Annotated in this window: 27 protein-coding genes, 1 tRNA gene and 1 other RNA gene; 13 read left to right on the forward strand and 16 right to left on the reverse strand. The window is 68.9% G+C overall.

What is annotated here, in order from left to right:
* Window positions 1-125: 125 nt before the first annotated feature.
* From B9C99_RS05860 to B9C99_RS05870, 3 genes are all read left to right on the forward strand, one after another.
* Window positions 126-1,253 carry an NDMA-dependent alcohol dehydrogenase gene (locus B9C99_RS05860; protein ID WP_016691368.1) on the forward strand — a complete coding sequence of 376 codons (1,128 nt, stop codon included), beginning with the start codon at window positions 126-128 and terminating at the stop codon, window positions 1,251-1,253.
* 52 nt (window positions 1,254-1,305) lie between these two features.
* A complete protein-coding gene (locus B9C99_RS05865; RefSeq protein ID WP_088897241.1) occupies window positions 1,306-2,118 on the forward strand; it encodes a serine hydrolase in 813 nt (270 codons plus the stop codon).
* A 123-nt stretch (window positions 2,119-2,241) separates the two neighbouring features.
* Window positions 2,242-2,748 (forward strand): DUF3145 domain-containing protein, encoded by a 507-nt coding sequence (locus B9C99_RS05870; protein WP_088897242.1) that lies wholly within the window; start codon window positions 2,242-2,244, stop codon window positions 2,746-2,748.
* Window positions 2,749-2,860: 112 nt separating this feature from the next.
* Here the strand turns inward: B9C99_RS05870 and B9C99_RS05875 are convergent, their stop codons facing one another.
* From B9C99_RS05875 to aceE, 6 genes are all read right to left on the reverse strand, one after another.
* Entirely contained in the window at window positions 2,861-4,294 is a 1,434-nt protein-coding gene (locus B9C99_RS05875) for an acyl-CoA carboxylase subunit beta (protein WP_088897243.1), read from the reverse strand.
* A 91-nt stretch (window positions 4,295-4,385) separates the two neighbouring features.
* Entirely contained in the window at window positions 4,386-5,642 is a 1,257-nt protein-coding gene (locus tag B9C99_RS05880) for a KasA/KasB family beta-ketoacyl-ACP synthase (RefSeq protein WP_172414875.1), read from the reverse strand.
* Window positions 5,639-5,917, reverse strand: coding sequence for a meromycolate extension acyl carrier protein AcpM (gene acpM / locus B9C99_RS05885; protein ID WP_016691373.1), 279 nt, complete (start codon window positions 5,915-5,917; stop codon window positions 5,639-5,641). Before acpM ends, B9C99_RS05880 begins: the two co-directional genes overlap by 4 nt.
* A 120-nt stretch (window positions 5,918-6,037) precedes the next feature.
* Window positions 6,038-6,955 (reverse strand): ACP S-malonyltransferase, encoded by a 918-nt coding sequence (locus B9C99_RS05890; RefSeq protein ID WP_088897295.1) that lies wholly within the window; start codon window positions 6,953-6,955, stop codon window positions 6,038-6,040.
* Between the two features lie 128 nt (window positions 6,956-7,083).
* On the reverse strand, window positions 7,084-8,406 hold the full coding sequence (locus B9C99_RS05895; RefSeq protein WP_229565065.1) for a helix-turn-helix domain-containing protein: 1,323 nt from the start codon (window positions 8,404-8,406) through the stop codon (window positions 7,084-7,086).
* A 66-nt stretch (window positions 8,407-8,472) separates the two neighbouring features.
* On the reverse strand, window positions 8,473-11,322 hold the full coding sequence (gene aceE, locus B9C99_RS05900) for a pyruvate dehydrogenase (acetyl-transferring), homodimeric type (protein ID WP_088897245.1): 2,850 nt from the start codon (window positions 11,320-11,322) through the stop codon (window positions 8,473-8,475).
* Between the two features lie 325 nt (window positions 11,323-11,647).
* On the opposite strand from aceE, the gene B9C99_RS05905 reads away from it, so the two are divergent.
* From B9C99_RS05905 to B9C99_RS05915, 3 genes are all read left to right on the forward strand, one after another.
* Entirely contained in the window at window positions 11,648-12,070 is a 423-nt protein-coding gene (locus B9C99_RS05905) for a DUF3052 domain-containing protein (RefSeq protein ID WP_016933310.1), read from the forward strand.
* A gap of 31 nt (window positions 12,071-12,101) precedes the next feature.
* Window positions 12,102-12,566: a peroxiredoxin gene (locus B9C99_RS05910; protein ID WP_016693279.1), complete on the forward strand. Its 465-nt coding sequence runs from the start codon at window positions 12,102-12,104 to the stop codon at window positions 12,564-12,566.
* 32 nt (window positions 12,567-12,598) lie between these two features.
* Window positions 12,599-12,670: transfer RNA gene (locus tag B9C99_RS05915), tRNA-Val, on the forward strand.
* 61 nt (window positions 12,671-12,731) lie between these two features.
* On the opposite strand, the gene B9C99_RS05920 is transcribed toward B9C99_RS05915, so the two are convergent.
* The 5 genes from B9C99_RS05920 to B9C99_RS05940 are packed head-to-tail and all read right to left on the reverse strand — an operon-like array spanning window position 12,732 to window position 15,917.
* Window positions 12,732-13,460: a CBS domain-containing protein gene (locus B9C99_RS05920; protein WP_088897246.1), complete on the reverse strand. Its 729-nt coding sequence runs from the start codon at window positions 13,458-13,460 to the stop codon at window positions 12,732-12,734.
* 35 nt (window positions 13,461-13,495) lie between these two features.
* Window positions 13,496-13,897, reverse strand: coding sequence for a DUF5655 domain-containing protein (locus B9C99_RS05925; RefSeq protein ID WP_016690843.1), 402 nt, complete (start codon window positions 13,895-13,897; stop codon window positions 13,496-13,498).
* Window positions 13,894-14,730 (reverse strand): SURF1 family protein, encoded by an 837-nt coding sequence (locus B9C99_RS05930; RefSeq protein WP_172414876.1) that lies wholly within the window; start codon window positions 14,728-14,730, stop codon window positions 13,894-13,896. Before B9C99_RS05930 ends, B9C99_RS05925 begins: the two co-directional genes overlap by 4 nt.
* A gap of 28 nt (window positions 14,731-14,758) precedes the next feature.
* On the reverse strand, window positions 14,759-15,229 hold the full coding sequence (locus B9C99_RS05935; RefSeq protein WP_016690841.1) for a low molecular weight protein-tyrosine-phosphatase: 471 nt from the start codon (window positions 15,227-15,229) through the stop codon (window positions 14,759-14,761).
* Entirely contained in the window at window positions 15,219-15,917 is a 699-nt protein-coding gene (locus B9C99_RS05940) for an HAD hydrolase-like protein (RefSeq protein ID WP_088897248.1), read from the reverse strand. The genes B9C99_RS05935 and B9C99_RS05940 overlap by 11 nt, the downstream gene beginning before the upstream one ends.
* A gap of 81 nt (window positions 15,918-15,998) precedes the next feature.
* Between B9C99_RS05940 and B9C99_RS05945 the strand changes: the two genes are divergently transcribed.
* The 3 genes from B9C99_RS05945 (at window position 15,999) to B9C99_RS05955 (ending at window position 19,099) form a co-directional block, all read left to right on the forward strand.
* Window positions 15,999-17,141 carry a Nif3-like dinuclear metal center hexameric protein gene (locus B9C99_RS05945; protein ID WP_172414877.1) on the forward strand — a complete coding sequence of 381 codons (1,143 nt, stop codon included), beginning with the start codon at window positions 15,999-16,001 and terminating at the stop codon, window positions 17,139-17,141.
* Window positions 17,142-17,207: 66 nt separating this feature from the next.
* Window positions 17,208-17,945, forward strand: coding sequence for a C4-type zinc ribbon domain-containing protein (locus tag B9C99_RS05950; protein WP_016690838.1), 738 nt, complete (start codon window positions 17,208-17,210; stop codon window positions 17,943-17,945).
* Complete coding sequence (locus B9C99_RS05955) at window positions 17,942-19,099, forward strand: bifunctional RNase H/acid phosphatase (protein WP_088897250.1); 1,158 nt, start codon at window positions 17,942-17,944, stop codon at window positions 19,097-19,099. The genes B9C99_RS05950 and B9C99_RS05955 overlap by 4 nt, the downstream gene beginning before the upstream one ends.
* 136 nt (window positions 19,100-19,235) lie before the next feature.
* On the opposite strand, the gene B9C99_RS05960 is transcribed toward B9C99_RS05955, so the two are convergent.
* Window positions 19,236-20,480, reverse strand: coding sequence for a lipase family protein (locus B9C99_RS05960; protein WP_088897251.1), 1,245 nt, complete (start codon window positions 20,478-20,480; stop codon window positions 19,236-19,238).
* Between the two features lie 107 nt (window positions 20,481-20,587).
* Window positions 20,588-21,109, reverse strand: coding sequence for a DUF1697 domain-containing protein (locus B9C99_RS05965; RefSeq protein ID WP_088897252.1), 522 nt, complete (start codon window positions 21,107-21,109; stop codon window positions 20,588-20,590).
* 55 nt (window positions 21,110-21,164) lie between these two features.
* Here B9C99_RS05965 and rnpB point away from each other — a divergent pair.
* The 4 genes from rnpB (at window position 21,165) to B9C99_RS05985 (ending at window position 24,045) form a co-directional block, all read left to right on the forward strand.
* Window positions 21,165-21,572: RNase P RNA component class A (rnpB, locus tag B9C99_RS05970), an RNA gene on the forward strand.
* Between the two features lie 245 nt (window positions 21,573-21,817).
* Window positions 21,818-22,000, forward strand: a complete 183-nt coding sequence (locus B9C99_RS05975) for a hypothetical protein (protein ID WP_006554424.1) — start codon at window positions 21,818-21,820, stop codon at window positions 21,998-22,000.
* A gap of 43 nt (window positions 22,001-22,043) precedes the next feature.
* Complete coding sequence (locus B9C99_RS05980; RefSeq protein WP_088897253.1) at window positions 22,044-23,453, forward strand: RNB domain-containing ribonuclease; 1,410 nt, start codon at window positions 22,044-22,046, stop codon at window positions 23,451-23,453.
* Window positions 23,443-24,045 carry a CHAP domain-containing protein gene (locus B9C99_RS05985; protein WP_088897254.1) on the forward strand — a complete coding sequence of 201 codons (603 nt, stop codon included), beginning with the start codon at window positions 23,443-23,445 and terminating at the stop codon, window positions 24,043-24,045. The genes B9C99_RS05980 and B9C99_RS05985 overlap by 11 nt, the downstream gene beginning before the upstream one ends.
* 56 nt (window positions 24,046-24,101) lie before the next feature.
* On the opposite strand, the gene pip is transcribed toward B9C99_RS05985, so the two are convergent.
* From pip to panB, 3 genes are all read right to left on the reverse strand, one after another.
* Window positions 24,102-25,061 carry a prolyl aminopeptidase gene (pip, locus tag B9C99_RS05990; RefSeq protein WP_088897255.1) on the reverse strand — a complete coding sequence of 320 codons (960 nt, stop codon included), beginning with the start codon at window positions 25,059-25,061 and terminating at the stop codon, window positions 24,102-24,104.
* A 3-nt stretch (window positions 25,062-25,064) separates the two neighbouring features.
* The gene (locus tag B9C99_RS05995; RefSeq protein ID WP_088897256.1) at window positions 25,065-25,532 is read right to left on the reverse strand and encodes a hypothetical protein; all 468 of its coding nucleotides are present in this window, start codon (window positions 25,530-25,532) and stop codon (window positions 25,065-25,067) included.
* Window positions 25,533-25,651: 119 nt separating this feature from the next.
* Window positions 25,652-26,512 carry a 3-methyl-2-oxobutanoate hydroxymethyltransferase gene (gene panB, locus B9C99_RS06000; RefSeq protein WP_088897257.1) on the reverse strand — a complete coding sequence of 287 codons (861 nt, stop codon included), beginning with the start codon at window positions 26,510-26,512 and terminating at the stop codon, window positions 25,652-25,654.
* Window positions 26,513-26,675: the final 163 nt, after the last annotated feature.

Genomic DNA, 26,675 nt, shown 5'->3' on the forward strand with positions numbered 1-26,675 from the left:
GGGTCCCACGGTATCCGCGGTCGCATGTCGACCGGACCGGGACGAGGGCTAGAACCTGTTCCAATTCTGTGCGATTGTGTCTATCGTCACGTGCACAACCGGCAATGCGATGGAGGGCGAGCCAGATGAAGACCAAGGGTGCAGTGCTGTGGGGCATCGACGAACCGTGGTCGGTCGAGGAGATCGAACTCGGCGATCCCGTCGCGGGCGAAGTGCAGATCCGCATGGAAGCCGCCGGCATGTGCCATTCCGACCACCACATCGTCACGGGCGCAACCCCGATGCCGTCGTTCCCCGCCATGGGCGGTCACGAAGGTTCGGGCGTGATCACCAAGGTCGGTGAGGGAGTGGTGGGCCTCGAGGTGGGCGACCACGTCGTGCTGTCCTTCATCCCCGCGTGCGGGCGGTGTCCGTCCTGTGCCTCGGGGCATTCGAACCTGTGCGATCTCGGCGCCGGACTGCTCAGCGGCCAGGCGATCTCCGACGGCACCTACCGCATCCAGGCGCGCGGCCAGAACGTGATCGCGATGTGCCTGCTCGGTACCTTCTCGCCGTACATGACAGTCAACCAGAGCCAGGTCGTCAAGATCGACAAGGACGTGCCGTTCGAGCTCGCCGCGCTCGTCGGCTGCGGCGTGCCCACCGGTTGGGGTTCGGCGACGAACATCGCCGAGGTCAAGGCCGGCGACTCGGTTGCCATCATCGGCGTCGGCGGCGTCGGCATGAGCGCCCTGCAGGGCGCCGTGGCCTCCGGTGCGCGTCACGTCTTCGCGATCGACCCGGAACCGTTCAAGCGCGAGCAGGCGCTGAAGTTCGGTGCCACGCACACCTACGCCTCCATCGAGGAGGCCATCGTGCCGATCATGGAGATCACGTGGGGCCGCATGTGCCACTCGACGATCATCACGGTGGGCGAGATGAAGGGTGAACTGGTCGATCCCGCGTTGACCCTCACGGCCAAGGGCGGCCGGTGCGTCGTCACGGCGATGGGCTACATGTCCGACATGGACGTCAAGCTGAACTCGTTCCTGTTCTCGATGCTGCAGAAGGACCTCAAGGGCAACATCTTCGGTGGGTGCAACGCCCGCGTCGACATCCCGAACCTGCTCGACCTGTACAAGTCCGGTCAGCTGAACCTGGCCGACATGGTCACGCGCACCTACACCCTCGAGCAGATCAACGACGGATACCGGGACATGCTCGAGGGCAGGAACATCCGCGGCGTCATCCGCTACACCGAAGCCGACTGGTGACCGGTTCCGACCGGTGACCTCGCCCCGCCGGGCCGTCTCGTAGGCTGATCGCGTGCACAGCCTCGATCTGCTCAGCGACTGGCCTGTCGACCGTTCCGCCGCCGCGGTGGTGACCCGCGACGGCGGAACGGTCGCGTCCAGGGGAGACCTCGACGAGGTCTTCCCCCTCGCATCGGTGACGAAGCCGCTCGTGGCGTACGCCGCGCTGGTGGCCGTCGAGGAGGGCGCGATCGAGCTCGATCAGCCCGCGGGCCCCGAGGGGTCGACGGTGCGCCATCTGCTCGCCCACGCCTCGGGTCTGGCGTTCGGTGAGCGCACCGTGCAGACCGAACCCGAACGCAAGCGGATCTACTCGAGTGCGGGCTTCGAGGTGCTCGCCGAACTCGTCGAGACGGAAACCGGTATCGAGTTCCCGGAATACCTCCGGCAGGCGGTCTTCGAGCCGCTCGGCATGCCGTCCTCGTCCCTGCCGGGGCCGGCCGGTCACGGGGCGCAGTCCTCGGTCGCCGATCTCGCGTTGTTCGCGCGCGAGCTGCTCGACCCCGTGCTGGTCTCGCGCGAAACCCTCGCCGAGGCGACCAGCGTGCAGTTCCCGGGTCTGAACGGACTCGTGCCCGGCTACGGGATGTTCAAGCCCAACGACTGGGGCCTCGGATTCGAGATCCGCGGTGAGAAGAATCCGCATTGGACCGCCATCGGTAATTCACCGCGCACTTTCGGTCATTTCGGTCAGTCGGGCACCTTCATTTGGGTAGATCCCGAAATTTCCGTCGCCGCTGTGGTACTTACTGATCGTGCGTTCGGAGACTGGGCGAAACCGCTCTGGCCTGCCCTCGGAGACGCGATCATCACCGAATTCACATAAACCTCTCTGGTTCGCTGGCGAAACACACGCCACACGGGCACACTTGTACGCAGCCTGCATGGAGAAGCCTTGATCGACGAAGGTCGTTGGGGAAGACGTCCTGGTCGAATCGGAGGTGAATGTATGCGCGCATCCAACCAATTCGCGGATGCCACGGCGGGGGTGATCTATGTCCATTCCTCACCGGCGGCCGTGTGCCCGCACATCGAGTGGGCACTGGCCGACATCCTCGACTGCCGGCCCGATCTCTCGTGGACGGGCCAGCCCGCCGCACCGGGGCTGCTGCGCACCTGCGTCGACTGGGTCGGGCCCGTGGGCACGGCCGCGCGACTGGCCGACGTGCTGCGGTCGTGGCCGATGCTCCGCTTCGAGATCACCGAGAATCCCAGCGAGGGCGTCGACGGCGAACGTTTCAGCTACGTCCCCCGACTGGGTCTGTGGCGCGGGTGCACGAGCGCCAACGGCGACATCGTCGTCGGAGAGATGCGTCTGCGCGCCATGCTGTCCTCCGCCGATGTCACGAGCGAACTGCACCGCGCCCTCGGAACGGCATGGGACGAAGAGCTCGAGCCGTACCGCAGCGGCGACGAAGGCGCGCAGGTGACGTGGCTCCGCCGGGACGTCGGCTGACCGCGGTCCGCCGCCCCGGTGACGCGACCGGAACGCACCCCACATCTTCCTGATACGAGAACACCGGCACCACTCCGAGGAGCGGTGCCGGTGTTCTCGTGCTGTGTCCGGATCAGAGCGGAATGTTCTTGTGCCGTCCGCGAACCGCGGGTGCGGCGGCGAGCGCGGCGGCCAGGGTGCTGCGCGTGGTGGCGGGATCGATCATCTCGTCGACCACACCGATGGCCATCGCACGCCCGACGCCACCGGCGATCGCCTCGTGTTCGGCGGCGAGACGGTCGTGCAGCGCCTCACGCTCCTCCTCGGGAGCCGCGGCGAGGGCCTTCTTGTGGAGGATGCCCACAGCGGCCTTCGCGCCCATCACGGCCACCTCGGACTCCGGCCACGCGTAGACGGCAGTGGCCCCGAGTGCCCGGGAGTTCATCGCGATGTATGCGCCGCCGTAGATCTTGCGTGTCACGAGCGTGACGCGGGGAACCTTCGCCTCGGCGAATGCGTGGAGCAGCTTGGCGCCGCGTCGCACGACACCCTCCCACTCCTGGCTCACGCCGGGAAGGTAACCGGGAACGTCGACGATGACGACGAGCGGAACACCGAAGGCGTTGCACATCCGCACGAAACGCGCTGACTTCTCGGCGCTCTCGGAGTTGAGGCAGCCGCCGAGGCGCAGCGGGTTGTTGGCGATGACCCCGACCGTGCGGCCGCCGAGACGGCCGAAGCCGGTGACGATGCTGCGGGCCCAGCCGGCCTGCAGTTCCTCGAAGGAGGACTCGCCGTCGACGTTGTCGAGCATCTGGTGGACGATCGGCCGCACGTCGTATGCGCGTCGCGGCGACGCGGGCATCAGCGCCCGCAGGTCGGTGTCGCCGAGTGCCGCTGCGGCGACGTCGAATTCGCCCTGCTCGGCCAGCATCGACACCAGGCGGCGTGCCCGGTGCAGGGCGTCGGCCTCGTCGTGCGCGGCGATGTGCGCGACACCGGACTTCTTGGTGTGCGTGTCGGGGCCGCCGAGCGACTCCATGTCGACCTGCTCACCGGTGACGCTGCGGACCACGTCCGGTCCGGTGACGAAGACACGGCCCTCGGGGGCCATGATGACGATGTCGGTCAGGGCCGGGCCGTAGGCGGCACCGCCGGCCGCGAAGCCGAGAACGACGGAGATCTGGGGAATCAGACCGGACGCGCGGACCATGGCCTCGAAGACCAGGCCGACGGCGTGGAGGGCCTCGACGCCCTCGGCCAGACGCGCGCCACCGGAGTGGAAGATGCCGACCACGGGAATCTCGTGGTCGATGGCGTGGTCGATGGCGGAGACGATGTGCTTGCATCCCTCCACGCCCATGGCTCCGCCCATGACGGTGGCATCGGAGCAGTATGCGACGGTGCGGATGCCGTCGACCTCGCCGACGGCGGCGAGGACGCCCGACTTGTCGCGGGTGTGCAGCAGTTCCAGGCTGCCCGGGTCGAACAGTTTCTCGAGACGGGCCAACGGATCTCTCGGGTCCACCGTCGTCTCACGCGGGGTGGCTGGATCCAGGATGGTCATCGGGTGCTCCTCGGGCAGACGCGGTGGTGGTGGGCTGCGGTGGAGGCTCCGGGTGGAGCCTCCACCGCATGGGGCGGACCGGCGTCGACGGTCAGGCGCGACCGAATGCGAGCGCCACGTTGTGCCCACCGAAACCGAACGAGTTGTTCAGCGCGAAATCGATCCGGCCGGAACGTGGTTCGCCCTTGACCACGTCGAGATCGATCTCTGGATCCTGGTTCTCTAGATTCAGCGTGGGCGGGATGACCCCGTCACGCAGAGTCAGGACCGTGAGTACTGCTTCGAGTGCACCCACCGCACCGATCGAATGACCGAGCGCGGACTTGGGGGCGTAGATCGCGGCGTGGTTGCCCACGGCCGCGTTGATGGCCTTGGCTTCGGCCACGTCGCCGATCGGGGTGGCCGTCGCGTGCGCGTTGACGTGCCCGATGTCGGCCTTGGTGAGCCCGGCGGTCTCGATCGCCCGCCGCATGGCCCGAGCCGCTCCCGTACCTTCCGGATCGGGGGCGACGATGTGGTAACCGTCGGAGGTGATGCCGGCGCCGAGGATGCGACCGTGGATGGTCGCTCCGCGTGCCTTGGCATGCTCCTCGCTCTCGAGGACCATCAGTGCGCCGGCCTCGCCGAAGACGAAACCGTCGCGGTCCTTGTCGAACGGACGCGAGGCGCCCTTCGGGTCGTCGTTGCGGGTGCTCAGCGCCCGCATCATCGCGAAGCCCGCGGTGGCGACCGCGTCCAGCTGACCCTCGACACCACCGGTGACGACGATGTCGGCGTCGCCGAAGGCGATCATCCGGTACGCGTTGGCGATCGCCTCGGATCCGGACGAGCACGCCGAGACCGGGGTGATGACCCCGGCGCGGGCACCGAGTTCGAGTCCGACGGTGGCCGACGGGCCGTTCGGCATGATCATCTGCACCGCGAAGGGCGAGACCTTGCGGTAGCCGCCGTCACGGAGCTTGTCGACGGCGTCGATGAGCGATTCGCCGCCACCGAGACCCGTACCGATGACCACACCGAGACGGTCCTGGTCGACCTCGGGGCTGCCGGCGTTCTGCCAGACGGTGCGTCCGAGGGTGAGCGCGAGGCGCTCGACGAAGCTCATGCGACGGAGTTCCACGCGGGACAGACCCTCGTCGGGGCTGACCTTCAGGGTTCCGCCGATGCGCACCGGGAGGTCGAACTCGTCGACGAATCCGCCGTCGATGGTGCCGATCCCGCTCTCACCGGCCAGCAGTGCTTTCCAGGTGGCGTCCACGTCGCCGGCGATCGACGTCGTAGCCGCGAGGCTGGTGACGACGACGTTGCGGAGTGCCCGAGGAGAAGGGGAGGTCACAGCAGAACTCATTCGTTGTCGTTCGTGGCCTGAACGCCTGCGGCCTCGAGCTTCTGGATGTAGTTCACGGCGTCACCGACGGTGCGCAGGCCGGCGAGATCCTCGTCGGGGATCTTCACGCCGTACTTGTCCTCGGTCTGGACGGCGATCTCGACCATGGACAGCGAGTCGATGTCGAGGTCGTCGACGAAGGACTTCTCGACGGTCACCTCGGAGGGCTCGATGCCGGTGACCTCTTCGATGATCTCCGCGAGACCGGCGATGATTTCTTCCTGGGTGGCGGCCACGATGTGGCTCCCTTCTCGATCTGTCGACTATGTCGTTCGAAACCGGCCGGATGTTTCCGGTCGGGGGTCCGGGGAGGTCCCGGTGAGGTGCCCGTGCTGTGCGACGGCGCGCGCAGCAACCTAACCGAGTTGAAGACTTTCGGCCAGAGCGGAGATCTCCGCGGGGGTCTTGAGGGCGACGGTGGGCGTGCCGCGCATCTCGCGCTTGGCGATGCCCACCAGCGTGCCGGCGGGGGGAAGCTCGACGATCCGGCTCACCTGCGCTTCACGCAGGGAGGCGGTGCACAGGTCCCACCGGACGGGCCGGGTGACCTGGGCTGCGAGACGTTCGAGGGCGTCGGCTCCGGAGGTGACGGGCTTGCCGTCGTAGTTCGACAGCAACGTGTGCGTCGGATCCGAAGGTGTGATCTTCGCCGCGGCGGCAGCCACGGCGTCCTGGGCGGGTGCCATGAATCGGGTGTGGAAGGCACCGGCGACCGGCAGAGCGCGGACGCGGGCCTTCTCGGGCGGGTTCGCAGCGAGCTCCTCGAGCGCGCTCAGGCGCCCGGCTGCGACGATCTGACCGGCCGCGTTCATGTTCGCGGGGGTCAGATCCAACTCGGCGAGGCGCGCAAGCACCTCGTCCTCGGCACCGCCGAGCACGGCGGACATTCCGGTGGGTTCGAGCGCGCAGGCGCGGGCCATCTCGGCTCCGCGGATGGCGGCGAGGGCGACGGCATCGTCGGCGCTGATGACACCCGCGATGGCGGCCGCGGCGAGTTCACCGACGGAGTGGCCGGCCACGATCGTGTCGGCGGGCACGAGGCCGCGACGGTCGAGATCCTCGAAGGCGAGCAGGGCGGAGGCCACCACGAGCGGCTGGGTCACCGCGGTGTCGGTGATCTCCTCGGCGGTGGCAGTGGTGCCCAGACGCGCGAGATCGAGTCCCGCCGTCTGCGACCACTGGTCGATGCGGTCGCGCGCTCCGGACTGCTCGAGCCACGGGGCGAGCATTCCGGGTGTTTGAGACCCCTGACCGGGGGCAAGCAGCGAAATCACGATCACCAGGGAACACCGCGAGCGGGTGCCTGCGAGATGTCGGTAGCGATGAAAGGTTGCCCCTCGATTTGTAGGGTTCCCACAAATCTGCACGTCGATGCTCGCTATCGGACGAAAGGTCGGAGACGTTACGTGTCCGATTCGCGAATTGTGAATCGAGTGGCAGGTGGTGCAGGCGATCTCAATTCGTTATGGCTTCGTGCCAGGCGACCTACCGTGGCAGCGATTCGGAGCACGTACGCATCGCGGGGATTTGTGGGATCCCGACCCGTTATTTCTGTGATCCGCTTCAATCGATACCGCACGGTATTTGGATGAACAAACAGCTTTCGGGCGCAAGTCTCGACAGCGCCCCCACTGTCGAGGTATGCGTCGAGCGTGTCCGCGAGGGACGGCCCGGCAGCCGCCAGCGGAGCGACGACGAAGTCCTCGAGCGCGGCGATCGCGCCGGGATCACCGAGCAACGCACGCTCGGGCAGCAGCTCCGCGGCGTGCACCGGCCTGGGAGCTCCCGGCCATCCGACGACCGCCTCCATGCCGGCGAGCGCTTCGACCGCGGAGACGTGTGCGGTCGCCAGCGTCGGTGTCGTCGGACCGATCACGACGGGATCGTCGGAGAACGCGCGCATCAACTCGGTGCGGAAGTTCGCTGCGTCGACCGTCCCGTGCAGTTCCCCGCTGACCACCATCACCAGGCGTTCGCCCTGCACCACCGCGAGGGCGGCGCGACCGTGCTCCTGGGCGACGGTGTGCACGGTGGTGATCACCGAGACGCCCTGGTCGGGTGGGGGAGTGCCGACGATCACCGTCGCCGGGGCGGTCGCGTCCCAGTTGAGGGTCGCGGCCCGCGACTGCATGTCGGGCCCGGTGTCCCCGCGTACCACGGCGTCGACGACGAGGGCTTCGAGGCGCGTGTCCCATGCGCCCCGCGACTCGGCCGCCCCCGCGTACACCGCCGCGGCGGCGAACCCGAGCTCGCGCCCGTACCGCAGGATCGCCTCGGTGAGTGCCACGAGTTGTTCCTCGTTGCGGGCGAGGGCCGGCAGCCACTGCTCGAAGAACTCCATCGCCGCGCGGACCATGTCCACCGTCTGACGCAGTGTCAGGCGCCGGGCGAGATCCTGCGGGATCATCTGGAAGGCGTCGAGGCTGAACCGCAGGTCGCTGTCGGGACTGTCGGGATTGCGCACCCACTCGAGGAAGTCGACCACCGACGTCTGGATGACCAGCTGCACGGTCGACCGTTGCGATGCGTCGAGATCGGCGAAGAAGGGCAACTGCTCCTGCATGACGTGCACTGCTTCGGTGGACAGTCGCCCCGAGAACTGTTTGACCCGACGGAGCAGCGCGTCGGGCAGCGGTGCCCGCTGAGGACGGGACGGCGGTACCGGGCGTTCCCTGTGAACGCCCGGTACCTGCCCGGTCCGGCGGGGCTGCGGCTCGTCGACCATGGGACGAAAGTACCCGGCGGCCGCGAGCCGGCCGGTCACGCCACTCGGACGTGACCGGCGGACGGATCAGGCGACGCCCGGGTCCGCCATCGAGACCGGAGCGGCCGTCACGTCGTCGATCTTGTAGGTGCGGGCCGCCTCGACGGCCTTCTCACGATCGATCGCGCCTTCGCGGCCCAGCGCCGAGAGCACCGCGACGACCGTGGACTCGGCGTCGATGTTGAACACGCGGCGAGCGGCGCCACGGGTGTCGGAGAAGCCGAAGCCGTCGGCGCCGAGCACCGTGTAGTCGCCCGGAACCCACTTGCGGATCTGATCGGGCACCGCGCGCATCCAGTCGGACACCGCGACGAACGGACCCGCAGCGTCGTTGAGCACCGACGCGACATAGGGCACCGGAGCTTCCTCACCTGGGTTCAGCAGCGCCTGCCGGTCGCACTCGACACCGTCGCGACGCAGCTCGCCCCACGAGGTGACGGACCAGACGTCCGCGGACACACCCCACTCGTCGGCGAGGATCTCCTGCGCACGCAGCGCCTCGGGCATCATCACGCCCGAGACCAGGATCTGCGCCTTCGGACCCGACTCCTGGCCCCGCTTGTACAGGTAGATGCCCTTGAGCAGACCCTCGACGTCGAGGTCCTCCGGCTCGGCCGGCTGCGAGTACGGCTCGTTGTAGACGGTGATGTAGTAGAAGACGTCCTCGCCACCGAAGCCGTCGACACCGTCCGTGCCGCCGTACATCCGCCGCAGACCGTCGCGGAAGATGTGGGCGATCTCGTAGGAGAAGGCCGGGTCGTAGGTGACCGCGGCCGGGTTGGTCGACGCGAGCAGCAGTGAATGCCCGTCGGCGTGCTGCAGGCCCTCACCGGTCAGCGTGGTGCGACCGGCGGTCGCGCCGAGGACGAACCCGCGTGCCATCTGGTCGGCCGCCGCCCACAGGCCGTCGCCCGTGCGCTGGAAACCGAACATCGAGTAGAAGATGTACACGGGGATCATCGGCTCGCCGTGCGTCGAGTAGGACGTACCGACCGCCGTGAACGACGCCGTCGAACCGGCCTCGTTGATGCCCTCGTGCAGGATCTGCCCGACCTCGCTCTCCTTGTAGGCGAGCATCAGATCGGCGTCCACCGAGGTGTACAGCTGACCGTTGCGGTTGTAGATCTTCAGCGACGGGAACCACGAGTCCATACCGAAGGTACGGGCCTCGTCCGGGATGATCGGCACGATACGCTTGCCGATCTCCTTGTCGCGCAACAGTTCCTTGAGCACACGGACCGTCGCCATGGTGGTGGCGACCTCCTGCTTGCCCGAACCCTTGCGGACGACGTCGTAGGTCTTCTCCGCGGGCAGCGCCAACGGCTTCGCGGTGGTGCGGCGCTCCGGAAGGAAGCCGCCGAGGGCCCGGCGACGCTCGAGCATGTACTGGATCTCGGGCGACTCGAAGCCGGGGTGGTAGTACGGCGGCATCTTCGGATCCTTCTCGAGCTCTTCGTCCGAGATCGGGATCCGCTGGAGGTCGCGGAAGTACTTCAGGTCCTCGAGGGTGAGCTTCTTCATCTGGTGGGTCGCGTTACGGCCCTCGAAGTGCTTACCGAGCGTGTAGCCCTTGATGGTGTGCGCGAGGATCACCGTCGGCTGACCCTTGTGCTCCATCGCGGCCTTGTACGCCGCGTAGATCTTGCGGTAGTCGTGGCCGCCGCGCTTGAGATTCCAGATGTCCTGGTCGGACAGATCCTTGACCAGTTCCTTCGTCCGCGGGTCGCGGCCGAAGAAGTGCTCGCGCACGAACGCGCCGTCGTTGGCCTTGTACGTCTGGTAGTCGCCGTCGGGCGTGACGTTCATGAGATTGACCAGCGCGCCGTCCTTGTCGGCGTGCAGCAGGGCGTCCCACTCGCGGCCCCACACGACCTTGATGACGTTCCAGCCGGCGCCGCGGAAGAACGACTCCAGCTCCTGGATGATCTTGCCGTTGCCGCGCACCGGGCCGTCGAGACGCTGCAGGTTGCAGTTGACGACGAAGGTCAGGTTGTCGAGACCCTCGGTGGCCGCGACGTGCGCCAGGCCGCGCGACTCCGGCTCGTCCATCTCACCGTCACCGAGGAAGGCCCAGACGTGCTGGTCGGAGGTGTCCTTGATGCCGCGGTCGTGCAGGTAGTGGTTGAACCGTGCCTGGTAGATCGCGTTCATCGGGCCCAGGCCCATGGACACCGTCGGGAACTCCCAGAAGTTCGGGAGCAGGCGCGGGTGCGGGTACGACGGCAGGCCGCCGCCGAGCGAGGCGTGGCTGTGCTCCTGACGGAAGCCGTCGAGCTGCTCGGTGCCGATACGGCCCTCGAGGAAGGCGCGGGCATAGATACCGGGGGAGGCGTGGCCCTGGATGAAGACCTGGTCGCCGCCGCCGGGATGGTCCTTGCCGCGGAAGAAGTGGTTGAAGCCGACCTCGTACAGGGCGGCGGACGACGCGTAGGTGGAGATGTGACCACCGACGCCGACACCCGGACGCTGCGCGCGGGTGACCATGATCGCCGCGTTCCACCGGATGTACGCGCGGAAGCGACGCTCGACCTCCTCGTCACCGGGGAACCACGGTTCGCTCTCGGTGGGGATGGTGTTGACGTAGTCGGTGGAGGTCAGGGCGGGAAGGGAGACCTTGCGCTCGTTGGCACGCTCGAGCATGCGCAGCAGCAGGTAGCGCGCGCGGGTGGGACCCGCGGCCTCGAGCATCCCGTCGAACGACTCGAGCCACTCGTCGGTCTCCGCCGGATCGATATCCGGCAGGTAGGAGGCCACGCCCTCGCGGATCACCCGGACACGATTGTCCTTGGTCGATGCCGGCTTGGCCGAGGAACCCGGTCCCGACGCGCCCGGTGCGGCGCCTTGTCGGGAGTCGGATCCGTGGATCAGGTCTGTCAACGTCTGCTCCTCATCGTGGTGGGCGCGTAGGTGGAGCGCCCTCTCCGTCGGCCGGCTCTTGTGGGAGCCGACGCAATCGACATCTGAACATGATGCACCCCTCATCTTCCCCCATCCGCGACGAAGGATCACGCCGTGGCCCGGCCAACAGGACGGATCGGACACGGTGCGGGGTGGTGCAATGGGTCCCTCTCCAAAGATTCTCCCGCTTTTCCCAGCGATTCGGGTTGCGTTGAGGCTTCCGACGATGTTCGCTTTGACCAATTGATCGTCACGCCGGTACGCGGATCCGATTCGCGCACCACAACCCTTAGGAGGAGCCACCGTGGTCGCCGCGGCGGATGCCAAGAACTATGTCTCCAAGCTCGGTATCACTCACGACCACGTGGTGCAGGAACTCGGTTGGGACGAGGACACCGACGACGAGTTGAGAGCTGCGATCGAAGAGGTCACCGGTACCGAGCTGCTCGACGAGGACTCCGACGAGGTCGTCGACGTCGTGCTGCTGTGGTGGCGCGACAGCGACGGCGACCTGGTGGACACCCTCATGGACGCGATCGGTCCCCTCGCCGACGAGGGCGTCGTGTGGGTTCTCACCCCCAAGACCGGTCGCCCCGATCACGTCGAGCCCAGCGAGATCGCCGAGTCGGCCACCACGGCCGGCCTCACCCAGACCACGGCCACCAACCTCGGTGACTGGATCGGCAGCCGCCTCGTCCAGCCCAAGGCCGGCCGTCCCCGCCGCTGAACCGGCTCCCAGAACGTAAGGATCCACACGCATGCCGATCGCCGTGGGCACCGAAGCCCCCGATTTCACCCTCAAGGACCAGAACAACCAGGAAGTGACGCTGTCGAGCTTCCGGGGTAGCAAGAACGTGCTCCTGGTCTTCTACCCGCTCGCCTTCACCGGCGTCTGCCAGGGCGAGCTGTGCGCCGTCCGCGACGACCTACCCACCTTCGAGAACGACGACACTGCGATTCTCGCGGTGTCGGTCGGCCCGTCGCCGAGCCACAAGATCTGGGCGGCCGAGCAGGGCTACACCTTCCCGCTGCTGTCCGACTTCTGGCCGCACGGCGAGGTCGCGCAGGCCTACGGTGTGTTCAACGAGAAGTTCGGTTTCGCCAACCGCGGCACGTTCGTCATCGACAAGGACGGCATCGTGCAGTTCGCGGAGGAGAACCAGCCCGGAGAGGCCCGTGACCAGGGAGCTTGGGCCAGAGCGCTCGCCGCGCTAAAGTCCTGATGCGAAGTCGGCGGCACCTGCCGCCGTCTTTCGGGCGTGTAGCTCAGTGGTAGAGCTCTGGTTTTACACACCAGCGGTCGGGGGTTCGAAACCCTCCGCGCCCACAATCCTCTGTGCGATTCCGGTGGATCGAGCCCCGCTCAGCGGGGTCGGATCCACCCAGATCTAATGTCCCGCATTCACCGCCGCGACGAGCGTCGGCAGGTCGTCGGCGACGACGATCATGAGCGGCCGTTCCTTCGCGCTGCCACTGTGCGTGACGATCAACGCCGTCGGCGGCAGTTGCCCGCCCGCGGGCGGCGATAGCTTCTTGATCGCCTGCGGCACGGTGATGGTGCGGGGCAGGTGCGCGGCCCGCTCGTGTGGTTCGGCGAACTCCAGGGCCGCTCCGACGGTCTCGCCCTCGACGATCTCGTCCGTCGCGAGACGATGCGCGAGCCACCGGGCGATGCAGTTCGTCGTCAGCAACCCGAGATAGGTGTCGTCCTCGTAGATCGGGAACTGCGAGTAGTCGTGGCGTCGGATCTCGTCGAGCACCTCATTCAGCGGTGTGCCCGTCTCGAACACGGCGGGTGCCCGTCTCGGCAGGACCTGCAGCACCTTCGGCGGATCGATGATCCTGTCGCGCAGTCTCTCGATCGCCTCGACGACCTCCGGGACCGGATCGGCGACCGGCTTGCCCCCGTAGTAGTCCTGGTGCACGAGCGCGTTGCGCAGGTCCGCGAAGGCCCGGAGGGCGGGCAGATCGACCTGGGTGCGGTGACGCCGGGCGTACTCCTTGGCCATCCGGACGAAGCTCATGTGCTCCTCGTCCGTCTGCAACTGCCACTTGAAGTGGTTCTCGATGGCCGTGAACGCCGACAGGAACCGGATCGCTCCGCTGACCTCGTCCATCTCGTCTCCTTCGTGCGGAAGGGAGCCGTGGGGCGTCAGTCGCGCGGTTCCGCCGCGGTGCGGTAGGCGACGTCGAGCAACTCCACGAAGTGGTCGTCGAGTTCGTCGACCGACGAGACGCTCAGGCGGTGCGTCGTGACCGTCCCCTTCTTCGGGAACGCCTCACGCAGCGTCGCGTGGTGGATGCGCCGCGGCAGGTCCAGGGCCACCTCGAGACGCGAGGCGTAGACGAACGCCGCCGCGAACGGGCGACCCCGCGACCAGGAGATCTCCGACGCGTGGACGTGCTCGGTGACGTCGTCGCCGAGGTCGAGGATCATGGCGCGCACGTGCCGGAACACATCGACGGCGGCCGGATCCTTGTCGGCCAGGTAGTCGTCGACGGTCGCGTACATCGGGAGCTCCTCGAATCGGGGCAGGGTGGTCGGCTCGGTCACCGCGGCCGGCCGTATCGATCGGCGAGCTTCTCGCTCGCGGTGCGCGGTGCCGCTTCCGCCGGGGCCCCGGCTGCGTCACCACCGTCTTGCTGACCCTTGGTCTTCCTGCGCTCCCGCAGCTCGGCCCACACGAAGTAGCCCAGACCCAGCGGAGCCATGATCCCGAATGCCAGCCACTGCAGGCCGTACGACAAATACGGGCCGGAGTCGAGCTGGGGGAGCGGGATCACGCCGAGACCACCGGGCTGATCGGCGTCGAGCTGCAGGTAGACGTCCTCGAGGTCGAGACCCGTGATGGACGCGACCTGCGGGGCGTCGATGAAGTACACCTGCTGGTAGCCGGCGTCCACGAAGGGGGCCTTGTCCTCGACCGTTCCCTCGGACATCCGGATGCGGGCGTCGAGGGTGACGGTGCCGGACGGCGCGACCGGGATCTCCGGGATCTCGGTGCCGCGCACGGGACGCACGTACCCGCGGTTGACCAGGATCGTGCCACCGGAATCGAGGACGAACGGGGTCAGCACCTCGTAGGCCGGCCGCGACTCGACGTTGCGCAACCGCACGAGCACGTCCGACTCGGGCAGATAAGAGCCCTGCGCGAGCACGCGGCGCCACTCGTCCTCGATCGTCGGACCGTCGCCGCCCAGCAGTTCGCCGACGGGAACCGGGTCCTGTGCCATCGACGCAGAGATGCGGCCGTTGCGGTCCTCGGTGCTCGTGTTCTTACCGAGCTGCCACGGCGCGAGGACCGTGAAGCACGCGTAGGCGAAGCCGACGACCACCAGTGCCAGGACCAACCAGCCGGGGCGTAGGAGAAATGTCAATCGGCGCACAGATCCACGGTAGCCGGTGAGGTGCGTCTCACTGCTGCCGCACCCGCTCGAGCAGGCCCGGAACAGCGGCTTCGATCTGCTCGCGGACCTGCTCGAACTCGTCGAGGGAGCCGTAGTACGGATCGGGCACCGAATCGTCGTCGGCGTCGGGATCGAACGAACGCAGCAGCACACGGCGATCGGACGGGACACCGAGCTGCGCCAGTGCCCGCTCGTGGGTGGTGGTCATGGCGACGACGAGGTCGGCCGACAGGTGCTCGGCACCGAGCTTCGCGGCGCGGTGACCGGTCGGATAGCCGTGCCGCTGCAGCACCGCGTCGGTGCGCGGATCCGCCTCCGACCCGACGTGCCAGCCGTGCGTGCCGGCGCTGCTCACCCGGACCCGGTCGTCGAGTCCCTCCCGCCGCAGGTGCTCCGCGAAGATCTTCTCGGCCATCGGCGACCGGCAGATGTTGCCGGTGCACACGAAGGTCACGTGGAAGCGGTCGTCAGCGTCCACCCGTGAGCACCTCCCGCAGTTCCTGGACCGAGGCGGTCGTCCGCGCCGCCGCACGACCTTCGGTCTCGGTGCCGTAGCCCCACTCGACGAAGACCGTGGGGATGCCGAACCGGCCCGCACCGTGGATGTCGTGCTCGCGGTCGCCCACCATCACCACACCGGTCGTGCCACCGGCCTCGGCATCCTGCGGCTCGATCCCGAGAGCGGTGAGGCTGTGCGCGACGACCTCCCACTTGTGCCGCCGGGCGCCGTCGTCGCTCGCACCCCCGATGAACTCGAAGTATCCGGTCAGACCGAAGTGGTCGAGGATCCGCTCGGCGAACGTCTGGGACTTCGACGTCGCCACCGCCAGGCGGCTCCCGGCCCCGCGCACGGCCTCGAGCACCGCGTCGATGCCGTCGAAGACGGCGTTCTCCGCCCAGCCGGTCGCGGAGTAGTAGTCCCGGTAGGCCGCGAGTCCCGCAGCGACCTGCTCCTCGTCGAGTCCGAGATTCTGCAGGGTGTCGCGCATGGGCGGTCCGAGCAGCCACTGCAGGTCGCCGTCGGGTGCCTCGAAACCGGTCGTCTCGGCGGCGTGGAGGAACCCGTTGATCACCCCGGTCGCGGAATCGGTGAGCGTGCCGTCCAGATCGAACAGGACGACGGGAGCGGGGAGCACGAGCGGCTGGGTGGCAGCGAGAACGGTCACCGGGCCATTCTCCCCGTTCGTCCGGTCTTCCGCCGCGTAGGGTCGTGCGCGTAGGAGAGAGCGGACCAGCTGGAGGTGGACGTGACGGCGGCGACGCTGCGTGAGGTGATCGACGTTCTGGAGACGGCCTACCCGCCGTCGCTGGCGGAGAGCTGGGACTCGGTGGGACTCGTCGCCGGCGACCCCGACGAGCCGGTGCGCAAGGTGCTGCTCGCCGTCGACGCGACCGCGGCCGTCGTCGACGAGGCACTCGAATGGGGCGCGCAACTGCTGCTCGTGCACCACCCGCTGCTGCTGCGCGGAGTCGACACCGTGGGCGCGCACACCCCCAAGGGCGCGCTGATCCACCGCCTCATCCGCGGCGGCTGCGCCCTGTTCACCGCGCACACCAACGCCGACCGCGCGAACCCCGGCGTCTCGGACGCGCTCGCCGGGGCGCTGGGCCTGACCGGGCTGCGACCGCTCGAGGCCAAGCCCGAACCGGCGACCGACAAGTGGGTCGTCATGGTGCCGTCCGACGCCGCCGACGCGGTGCGCGCGGGACTGTTCGCGGCGGGCGCGGGTGCCCTCGGCAACTACCGCGAATGCTGCTGGTCCACCACGGGCACCGGCCAGTTCCGCCCGGTCGACGGCGCGGATCCGGCCATCGGCTCGGTCGGTGACCTCGAACGCGTCCCCGAGGACCGGATCGAGGTCATCGCGCCGCGCCGGTCGCGCGCGGCGGTGCTCGCGGCCCTGCGCGATGCGCACCCCTATGAGGAACCGGCCTTCGACATCATCGAACTCGCCGACCTGCCGAGCGATCGCGGTCTGGGCCGGGTGGGGGAGCTGCCGCACACCCGCACGTTGCGCGAGTTCACTGCCGACGTCGCCGCCGCACTGCCGGCCACCGAATGGGGTGTGCGCGGTGCGGGCGACCCCGAGCGGCCGGTGCGGACCGTGGCGGTGTGCGGCGGATCCGGTGATTCCTTCCTCGGACTCGCCACCGCGCAGGGTGCCGACGTCTACGTCACCGCCGATCTGAGGCACCATCCCGCCGACGAGCATCTGCGCGCCGGAGGTCCCGCGCTGGTGGATGTCGCGCACTGGGCGAGCGAGTACCCGTGGTGCGCGCAGGCCCGCGACGTCCTCGACGGGGCGTTCGCCGATCGGGACGGCTGGCAGGCGCGGGTCAGCGAGTTGCGCACCGATCCCTGGACGACCGCGGCGGGCGCGGTACGGTAATCAGCTACGACACGTCCCGCGTGGCCGCCGACTCCCGGCCCACCATCGAAAGCAGGAACCACCCGAGTGAACGTCGAACCCACCGTGCAGGCCAAGCTGCTGTCCCTCGCCGCCGTGGACGCAGAGCTGAACCGCCTCGCGCATCGCCGTCGGACACTGCCCGAACAGCAGGAGGTGGACCGCCTGCAGACCGAGCGCAACGCGCGCAAGGACGCCGCGGTGGCCGTCGAGATCATCCTCGACGACCTCGACCGGGACATCCGGAAGCTCGAGGGCGAGATCGAGGCCGTGCGCATGCGCGCCGACCGCGACCGGTCGATGCTCCAGAGCGGCTCGGTGGGATCGAAGCAGCTCACCGAACTGCAGCACGAGCTCACCAGCCTCGAGCGTCGTCAGGCGGCACTCGAGGACGACCTGCTCGAGGTCATGGAGCGACGCGAGGCGTCGAAGGCCGACCACGACCACGCCGGCGCGCAGGTTTCGCAGGTCGACGACCAGCTCGGCGACGCCGTCCGCGCCCGCGACGAGGCGCTCGCCGACATCGAGGTGGCCGAGCAGCGGTGCCGCAGCGACCGCGAGGCACTGCTCGCCGTCTTCCCCGCGGAACTGGTGACCCTCTACGAGAAGCAGCGCGAGAAGTCCGGCATCGGCGCCGCACTGTTGCAGGCCCGTCGTTGCGGCGCGTGCCGTATCGAGCTCGACCGCGGTGTGATCGCCCGGATCGCCGCCGCACCCGCCGACCTGCTGGTCCGGTGCCCGGAGTGCGACGCGATCCTGGTCCGCACCAAGGAATCCGGGCTGTGACGACGGTCGTCGTCGAAGCGGACGGCGGTTCCCGCGGGAATCCCGGACCGGCCGGCTACGGTGCCGTGGTCTTCGATGCCGACCATCGCACCGTCCTCGCCGAACGTCAGGCGAGCATCGGGCGCGCGACGAACAACGTCGCCGAGTACAAGGGCCTGATCGCCGGTCTCACCGCCGCCGCCGAACTGGGCGCCGACGAAGTGCACGTCCGCATGGATTCCAAGCTCGTCGTCGAACAGATGAGCGGCCGGTGGCAGGTCAAGCATGCCGACATGATCCCGCTGGCCGCGCGGGCACGTGAGCTGGCCGGCCGGTTCCGCAGTGTCGACTACACGTGGATCCCGCGTGCTGAGAACGCCCACGCCGACCGGTTGGCCAACGCCGCGATGGACGCGGCGGCCGAAGCGATGCTGGACGTCGCGTCCGACACCGTGGCGCGCCCGGTGCAGGTGGGCGCGCGGACCGAGAACGTCACGACCCCGCCGGTCGTGCCGGTGCCGGATCCGGCCGTTCCCGCCTCGCCCGGCTGGACCGGTGCGGTCGGGACACCGACCCGTCTGCTGCTGCTGCGTCACGGGCAGACCTCGCTGTCGGTCGAGCGTCGCTACTCGGGGCGGGGCAACCCGGAGCTCACCGAACTCGGTCGCGACCAGGCGGTCGCCGCGGCCCGGCGGCTCGGTGCCCGTGGGGGGATCACCGCGGTGCTGTCGTCTCCGCTGGGGCGCGCGCGGGAGACCGCCGCTGCGGCCGCGGACGCCCTCGATCTCCCGGTGACGGTGCACGACGGACTCATCGAGACGGATTTCGGCGACTGGGAGGGTCTCACCTTCGCCGAGGCCGCGCGTCGCGACCCCGAACTGCACCGGCGCTGGCTCGGCGACACCTCCGTGCGACCCCCGAACGGCGAGAGCTTCGACGAGGTGGCCAAGCGGATCGCGTCGGTGCGCGACGACCTGCTGACCGACTACGCCGGCTCGACCGTGCTCGTCGTCTCGCACGTCACGCCCATCAAGACGTTCCTGCAGATGGCGCTCGAATCGGGGCCGTCGCTGCTGTACCGCCTGCACCTGGATCTCGCGTCGCTCAGCATCACCGAGTTCTACGCGGACGGTGGCTCGTCGGTGCGGCTCGTCAACGACACCTCGCACCTGTGAACGGGTAGCGGTCGCGAAACGAAAAGTGGCCGCGCAGACATGTCGGGGGGTTGCCTGCGCGGCCACTCATCAGGCTTATCTGTCGGCCGCCCGACCGTGTTACACGGTTGCCGGAAAATTTTCTCCGGCGGGGATGTCAGGTGGTGCAACCGGACCGGGATTCCTGGCCGGCGAATCGCTGAGCGAGCCAGTCGAGGCCTTCGACGACGGCCGGGAACATGCCGATCAGGTGGCCCGTCCCGGTCTTCGTCAGGACGGGTCCGACGTCGTAGCGGCGGTAGGTGACGTCGGCGCCGGCCGAGCACCACTTGTCGACCATCGTGTCGACACCCTGCACGAGCACGAAGTCGTCGCCGGTGCTCTGCGCCACGAAGACCGGCATCGACGGGGCGCGGTTGCCGAGTTGTTGCTCGGCGACCAGCGACGCCCACGGCTCGTCACCGAGGTGCTGGGCGATGGGCCGTCCGTCGACCGTGTACGACGAGGTCTGCCCGAACGGATTCAGGGTGAACGCGTCGAAGACGCAGGACGTCTCGGCACGACGCAGGACGTCGAGTCCGGCAGGATTGAACGCCGCCAGCAGCGACGGGGCGTGCTCGGGGTAGGCCGAGATGAAACCGTCGACGACCCAGCCGATCCCGCCGGAGAGCAGGGATCCGTCGCCGGCCACGGCGAGATCGCCCAGGTCGGCGGGCGGTGAGCCCGCCACGGCGCCGACCACCGACAGTTCGGGGGCGTACGTCGAGGCGAGTTCGGCAGCCGATGCGGATGCCATGCCGCCCTGCGAGTATCCCCAGAACGCGATCGGGCCGTCGGGGTCGAGACCGAGATCGCCGAGCGACCGGGTGGCGCGCGCGAGGTCGAGCATCGCCCGTCCCTGCGACTCGCGGTTGAGATAGGGGTGCACGCCGGGTGTGCCGAGTCCTTCGTAGTCGGTGACCGCGACGGCGTAACCGGCCGCGAGCATCGGACCGATGTGGATGTACTCGTACTCCTGGCCGAAGGTCATGAGCTTCGACGGTGCGCACTGGTCGCCCATGCCCTGCGTGCCGGGACCGAGCACGACGGTGGGCCGGGGTCCGGGGCCGGACCACGGTTGCGACGGGACGAGCACGGTGCCGACGGTGGCGACCGGACCCCCGGTGGCGTTCGTGCTGCGGTACATCACGCGGGTGACGGCCGCGTCGAGGACGGCCGGGGTGTTCGGGACGACGGCGGCGACCGACGGTGCGGTGCGCAGGACGTCGCCGAGCGGCGCCGTCTCGAAGGCCGGAGGGGGCGTGTAGAAGTCGGTGTCCGACTCCGCGTTCGCCACTGTCGGTGTGGTCGCGAGGAGCGCGGCCGCGGCGATCGAGGCGAATACTCCGGTGCGTCTGCGCATCCTGGACCTTCCGAACGGAACGAACGTCGAGGAGGGACGCTACCTGCAGTCTGTACGCAGGTGCAATGGATCCTCCCGATGAAGCGGCAGACCGGTGACCTGCTCGGTCAGACGAGTCGCCGCAGCGTGTTGAGATTCCGGACGGTCGTCGTCGCCTTGTTCCGGGCCGAACCCGACTGCTTCCCCACGGCACTGTCGAGCGTCGCCCCCTTCACGACCTGCCAGTAGAGGACACCCTCGCCCGCTTCGATGCATTCGAGGTCCGGATCGAGATCGTCCGCGAGGGCGGCCAGCGGTTCGAGCGCGGCGGGATCGGAGGCGAACACGACGTACGAATGCCGGTCGGTGCGTGCGGCGTCGAAGGGATACGCCTCGACGACCCGCGCGAGATACGACTGCTCGACGACGAAGGTGTAGGCCTCGTAACCGAACCGCTCGGTGAGCGCGGCCTCGATCGCGGCCTTCGCGGTGGCGGGGTCGTCCGCGGCGTCGAAGAGCACGTTGCCGGAGGCGAGGACGGTGCGGACGTTCTCGAAGCCGAGGCCGACGAAGACCTCCTTCAGATCGGCCATCCGGATTCGGATGCCGCCGACGTTGATTCCGCGCAGCAGGGCCACGAGTCGCGTCATGAGTGCACCGTAGTTGGCGGCGCCGACACACCGCGGGCTAGTCTGGTCGAGCGAACGAGTCGGCCGGGCGGCCGCGGAGCAGGGAACCGGTACCGCATGGTGCCAGGCCCTGAATCGAGGAAAGTCCGGACTCCACAGAGCAGGGCGGTTGCTAACGGCAACCCGAGGTGACTCGCGGGACAGTGCCACAGAAAGCAAACCGCCTGCCGTACGGCAGGTAAGGGTGAAAGGGTGCGGTAAGAGCGCACCAGCGCCCCGGGTGACCGGGGCGGCTAGGTAAACCCCGCCCGGAGCAAGGTTGAAGGTCGCACCGCGTGCGGTGCGGCTGCGCAGGTGTTCGAGGGCTGCTCGCCCGAGCCTGCGGGTGAACCGCTCGAGGTACCCGGCGACGGTGTGCCCAGATGGATGGTCGCCACCCCGTTTCGGCGGGGGACAGGATCCGGCTTACAGGCCGGCTCGTTCGCCCGGCGTCTCCCGATCCCACCGCGTTGCTACCGGTCGGGTCAGATCGGATCGATGACCAGCAGGTGCGCCCAGTACGAGGCCGCATCCGGACCCAGCCAGGGCAGCAACGCGTCGTAGAGGATGTAGGACATTGCTTGCTCCTTCGTTCGGACATCGAGCACGGGTGTGCGGCCCGACAGTACCGCGCCACGCCTGCCGACGGGTTGTCCGTACAGACAGGCGCGATTCGGGCACACTGAGACCATGAGCGACGACGGCTGGTACTACGACGTGCGCACCGGGAAGGTCTCCCAGGGCAAGGATCCGCACGCCCTCAACCGCATGGGTCCCTACCCGGACAGGGAGACCGCTCAGCGGGCGCTGGAGATCGCGGCAGAACGGAACAAGGCGGCCGACGCCGCCGACGACGACTGGAAGAACGGCTGAGTTCGACGACGAGCATCCGGACCACCAGGAGTTCACGAGCATCGTGGTGACCACTCCCATCGTCGTCGCGCCTGCGATCGACTTCGCCGACGTGCGCGCCGAATTCGACCTTGTCGACGAGTTCTCGCCGGACGCACTCGCCGAGGCGCGACACGCGACCGACCGCTACGCGGACGTCCGTGAGGACCGCACCGATCTTCCTCTCGTGACCATCGACCCACCCGGATCGATGGACCTCGACCAGGCACTGCACCTCGAACGCACCGACGACGGCTTCGTACTGCACTACGCGATCGCCGACGTGTACGCACTCGTCGAACCGGGTGGCGCGCTGGACGCCGAGACACACCGCCGTGGGCAGACCTTCTACCTGCCCGACGGCTCCGTGCCGCTGCATCCGCGCGAGCTGTCCGAGGGCACCGCGAGCCTGCTGCCGGACGCCGGCCGTCCGGCGGCGCTGTGGCGGATCGAGACCGACCACCGCGCCGAGCCCGTCGCGGTGAGTGTGCGGCGCGCCCTCGTCCGGTCGGTCGCACGCATGGACTACGCCGGAGTGCAGCGCGACGCCGACGCGGGCCGGCTGCATCCGTCCGTCGAGGCGTTGCCCGACTTCGGGCGGTTGCGGGCGGCCGCGGCGCTCGCTCGTGGAGCGATCGAACTGCGCCTGCCCGCGCAGGACGTCGTGCAGCACGGCGACGGCTGGACGCTGCAGATCGAGCCGCGCACCGAGGCCGACGAGTGGAACTCGGAGATCTCGCTGCTCACCGGGATGTGCGCCGCGCAGATGATGATCGACGCGCGGGTCGGCCTGCTGCGCACGCTCCCGCCCGCCGATCCCGCCGCGGTCGATGCTCTGCGCCGCACCGCGCGGTCGCTGGACGTGCCGTGGCCGTCGAGGCTCGGTGTCGGTGCCTTCCTCGCCTCGCTCGACGCCAACGACCCGAAGACGCTCGTGCTGATGAGCGAAGCGCCGACGCTGCTGCGCGGGGCGTCGTATGCGGCGTTCGACGGTGAACTGCCCGAGACGATCCTGCACGGCGCGATCGGTGCGCCCTACGCGCACGTCACCGCGCCGCTGCGCCGGTTGTCCGACCGCTACGCCACCGAGGTGTGTCTCGCGGTGTCGTCGGGCCGGGACGTCCCGGAGGCGGTCCGCGCCGAACTGTCCGCGATGCCGAAGATCATGTCGTCGACCGATTCGCTCGCCGGGAAGGTGAACCGGGCATGCATCGACCTGACCGAGGCGGTCGTGCTCGCGCCGCGGGTGGGGGAGACCTTCGAGGCGACGGTCCTGAAGGAGGCCACCGAGCGGCGCGACGCGGAGGTGTTCGTCGCCTCCGAGACCGTCATCGGCCCGTGCGGCGGTGCGCCGGAGGAGGGCGGCACGGTGCGGGTGCGGCTCACCCTCGCCGACCCGCAGGCACGCAAGATCCGCTTCGACCATGACCGGTGAGACGACGCGGCGGCGACGGCCGGTCGCTGCCGTCCTCGCCGTTGTGCTCGCACTGTGTGCGGTGCTCGCGCTGCTCGTGTGGTGGATCCTGCCGAACCGGCTGTTCCCGTGGGACAGTGCGGCATTCCCGGAGATCGACACCTCGGCGTTGTCGCCGACGAAGGTGCGGATCGTCGAACTGCTCGAGGAACAACACGAGGCGCAACATCCCGGCACGTTCTACTCGGAGGGTGTCCGCGAACCGTGGTGTGCCGACTTCGTCAGCTGGATCATGCGGGAAGCCGGTGTGCCACTGTCCAATCCGCATTCGGGGCACTGGCGGATCCCCGGTGTGTTCACGCTCCAGGAGTTCTACGAACAGGCCGGCCGCTACGAACCGGCGGGCACGGGCCACCGGCCGGAGGTCGGCGATGTGGTGCTGTACCACAACGGGATCGGCGTCGGTCAGCGCGAGCACACGAACATCGTCGTCGCCGTCGACGGTGATTCCGCGATCACCGTCGGCGGCAACGAGATGGGCCGCATCCGCGTCCACGAACTCGACGTGACCGGGGACGACGCCGTGGTCGGCTTCGGGCGGCTGCCGGACTGATCCGCCCCGGCGGCTGCCCGCCTGATCCGCGCCGGCGGATGCCCGACCGATCCGGGTCAGCGGAAGCCGTCGGTGGCCTCGACGAGCCGGTGCACGATCCCCGGTTCGGTCGCCGCGTGTCCCGTATCGTCGACGATGTGCAGACGGGAGGACGGCCATGCCTCGTGCAGGTCGTGCGCGCTGCGCGCCGGGCACACCACGTCGTAGCGGCCCTGCACGATCACGCCCGGGATGTCGCGCAGCAGATGCGCGTCGCGCAGGAGTGCGCCCTCGTCGAAGAAGCCGCGGTGGTGGAAGTAGTGGTTCTCGATGCGCGCGAAGGCCAGCGCGAACCGGGGTTCGGCCGTCTCCGCGACGCGATCCGGGTTCGGAAGCAGTGAGCTCGTGGCGCCCTCCCAGGTGGACCACGCGATCGCCGCGTCCAGGGCGACGTCCGGATCGTTCGAGTGCAGCAGGCGGTGGTAGACGTCCACGGGATGCTCGCCCGACTCTGCGGCCGCGAGCGGGGCACAGAAGCCTTCCCACGCCTCGGGGAACAGCTGCCCGGCGCCGCCGTTGTAGTACCAGTCGATCTCGCTGCGGCGCAGCAGGAAGATCCCGCGCAGGACGAGTTCGGTGACGCGCTCCGGGTGCCGCTGGGCGTAGGCGAGGGCGAGCGTCGAGCCCCACGACCCGCCGAAGACCATCCACCGGTCCACGCCGAGGAAGGTGCGCAGCCGCTCGATGTCGGCGACCAGATGGTCGGTGGTGTTGACCGACAGGTCGGCGCCGTCGGCCACGTGGGGTTGCGACCGGCCGCAGCCACGCTGGTCGAACAACACGATCCGGTAGGCGGCGGGGTCGAAGAAGCGCCGGTGCTGCGGCGCGGTGCCGCCGCCCGGACCGCCGTGGAGGAAGACCACGGGCTTGCCCTGCGGATTACCGCTGACCTCCCAGTACAGCTGCTGGCCGTCACCGACGTCGAGCATGCCCGTCTCGTGCGGCTCGACCGGCGGATACAGTTCGCGTCGCTCCACGGATCAGAACCCGACGAGGCCCGACGCGAGATCGGGGATCTCGAGTGCCTGCACGGCCTCCTCGCGCACCTCCGGGCACTGCGCGGAGGTCGCCGCATCGATGCGGCCCCGGTCGCCCGCGAGCGCGACGAGGTCGACACCGTTCGCCGCCCCCCATTCGCCGACCAGGATGTTGAGGCCACCGCGGCCCACCGACGGGGTGTAGGTGCGCCAGTTCGACAGCTGGCCTTCGAGGCGTGCGCACAGATCTGCGGCCTGCGCCTCGGTGAAGCCACCCGCTCCGGCCTCGGACGACGACCCCGTCGTCGGCGCCGAGCGCGTCGACTCGGCCGGACTCGACGTTTCGACCGCGGAATCGGTCGACGTTCCGGTGGGCGCCGGATCCTGTGCGGTCCCGCACGCGGCGAGGGTGCCCGTCAGGGCGATCGCTGCGAGCACAGCCGGAACGAGTCGGAGTCGGGTCTGGGTCATCGGCACCTCGGTGATCGTGGGGTCGGGTCGTCGTCGAGTCTGCCCACCGATCGCGGGGCTGTCGAGAAAACGAGACGGGCACCACCGACCGCGTCGATGGTGCCCGTCCCCGGAGATCGTCAGAAGGAGTGCTCAGGCCTTGGGAAGGTGCCCTGCGCAACCTCTGCTGCGTACTGTGTTGCGGCGCGGCGCAGTTCGTCGCCGACCTGCCCGAACTTCTTGACGAACTTCGCGGTCTTGCCGCTGGTGTAGCCGGCCATGTCCTGCCAGACGAGCACCTGGGCGTCGCACTCGTTGCCGGCACCGATGCCGACCGTGGGGATGCTCAGCTTGCGGGTGACCTGCCCGGCCAGCTCGGCCGGCACCATCTCCATCACGACGGAGAAGGCACCCGCCTCCTGGACGGCGATCGCGTCGGCGACGAGCTGCTCGGCGCCGTCGCCGCGGCCCTGCACCCGGAAGCCGCCGAGCGTGTTCACGGACTGCGGGGTGAAGCCGATGTGTGCCTGCACGGGGATGCCGGCGGCGGTGATCGCGGCGATCTGCGGAGCCATCCGCTCGCCGCCCTCGAGCTTCACCGCGTGGGCGCCGCCCTCCTTCATGAACCGCACAGCCGTGGCGAGGGCCTGTTCGGGCGAGGCCTCGTACGAGCCGAACGGCAGGTCGGCGACGACGAGCGCGTGCGGGGCACCGCGCACGACACCGCGGACGAGGGGGAGGAGTTCGTCGACGGTCACGGGCACCGTGGTGTCGTAGCCGTAGACGACGTTGGCTGCGGAATCGCCCACGAGCAGGACGGGGATACCGGCCTCCTCGAAGATGCGGGCGGAGGAGTAGTCGTAGGCCGTCAACTCTGCCCAGCGGCGGCCTTCGGCCTTCATCGCCTGCAGGTGATGGACTCGCGTCTTGCGCTTGGGGGTGTCGGCAGGGGCTGCGGCGGAGGTCGCGCCACCGTATACGGACGTCACGTTGTCGGACATCACTGTCCCTTTCTTCCTCGAGGCCCTCGGGGTCCCCGGGTCGGGTGATGACTGTCTCAGTCTGCCACTCGGGTCCGGGCGCACGAAGACCGCGCAGCGGTGCGATTCGTCACACCGCACGACCGTTCGGGAGGGAGTGCAGGTCGTGCCGCTGCAGGCAGGC

The sequence above is a fragment of the Rhodococcus sp. BUPNP1 genome (assembly GCF_002215235.1).
Classification (GTDB): Bacteria; Actinomycetota; Actinomycetes; order Mycobacteriales; family Mycobacteriaceae; genus Rhodococcus.

Excerpts from the sequence above, each read along its gene's own strand:
- B9C99_RS05875 (WP_088897243.1), bottom strand. The coding sequence starts at position 4,294 with ATGACCATCCTGGATCCAGCCACCCCGCGTGAGACGACGGTGGACCCG.
- B9C99_RS05910 (WP_016693279.1), top strand. The coding sequence starts at position 12,102 with ATGCCGATCGCCGTGGGCACCGAAGCCCCCGATTTCACCCTCAAGGAC.
- B9C99_RS05880 (WP_172414875.1), bottom strand. The coding sequence starts at position 5,642 with ATGAGTTCTGCTGTGACCTCCCCTTCTCCTCGGGCACTCCGCAACGTC.
- B9C99_RS05920 (WP_088897246.1), bottom strand. The coding sequence starts at position 13,460 with ATGGACGAGGTCAGCGGAGCGATCCGGTTCCTGTCGGCGTTCACGGCC.
- B9C99_RS05975 (WP_006554424.1), top strand. The coding sequence starts at position 21,818 with ATGAGCGACGACGGCTGGTACTACGACGTGCGCACCGGGAAGGTCTCC.
- B9C99_RS05965 (WP_088897252.1), bottom strand. The coding sequence starts at position 21,109 with ATGACGCGACTCGTGGCCCTGCTGCGCGGAATCAACGTCGGCGGCATC.
- B9C99_RS05860 (WP_016691368.1), top strand. The coding sequence starts at position 126 with ATGAAGACCAAGGGTGCAGTGCTGTGGGGCATCGACGAACCGTGGTCG.
- B9C99_RS05985 (WP_088897254.1), top strand. The coding sequence starts at position 23,443 with ATGACCGGTGAGACGACGCGGCGGCGACGGCCGGTCGCTGCCGTCCTC.
- panB (WP_088897257.1), bottom strand. The coding sequence starts at position 26,512 with ATGTCCGACAACGTGACGTCCGTATACGGTGGCGCGACCTCCGCCGCA.
- B9C99_RS05995 (WP_088897256.1), bottom strand. The coding sequence starts at position 25,532 with ATGACCCAGACCCGACTCCGACTCGTTCCGGCTGTGCTCGCAGCGATC.
- B9C99_RS05960 (WP_088897251.1), bottom strand. The coding sequence starts at position 20,480 with ATGCGCAGACGCACCGGAGTATTCGCCTCGATCGCCGCGGCCGCGCTC.
- B9C99_RS05870 (WP_088897242.1), top strand. The coding sequence starts at position 2,242 with ATGCGCGCATCCAACCAATTCGCGGATGCCACGGCGGGGGTGATCTAT.
- B9C99_RS05895 (WP_229565065.1), bottom strand. The coding sequence starts at position 8,406 with ATGGTCGACGAGCCGCAGCCCCGCCGGACCGGGCAGGTACCGGGCGTT.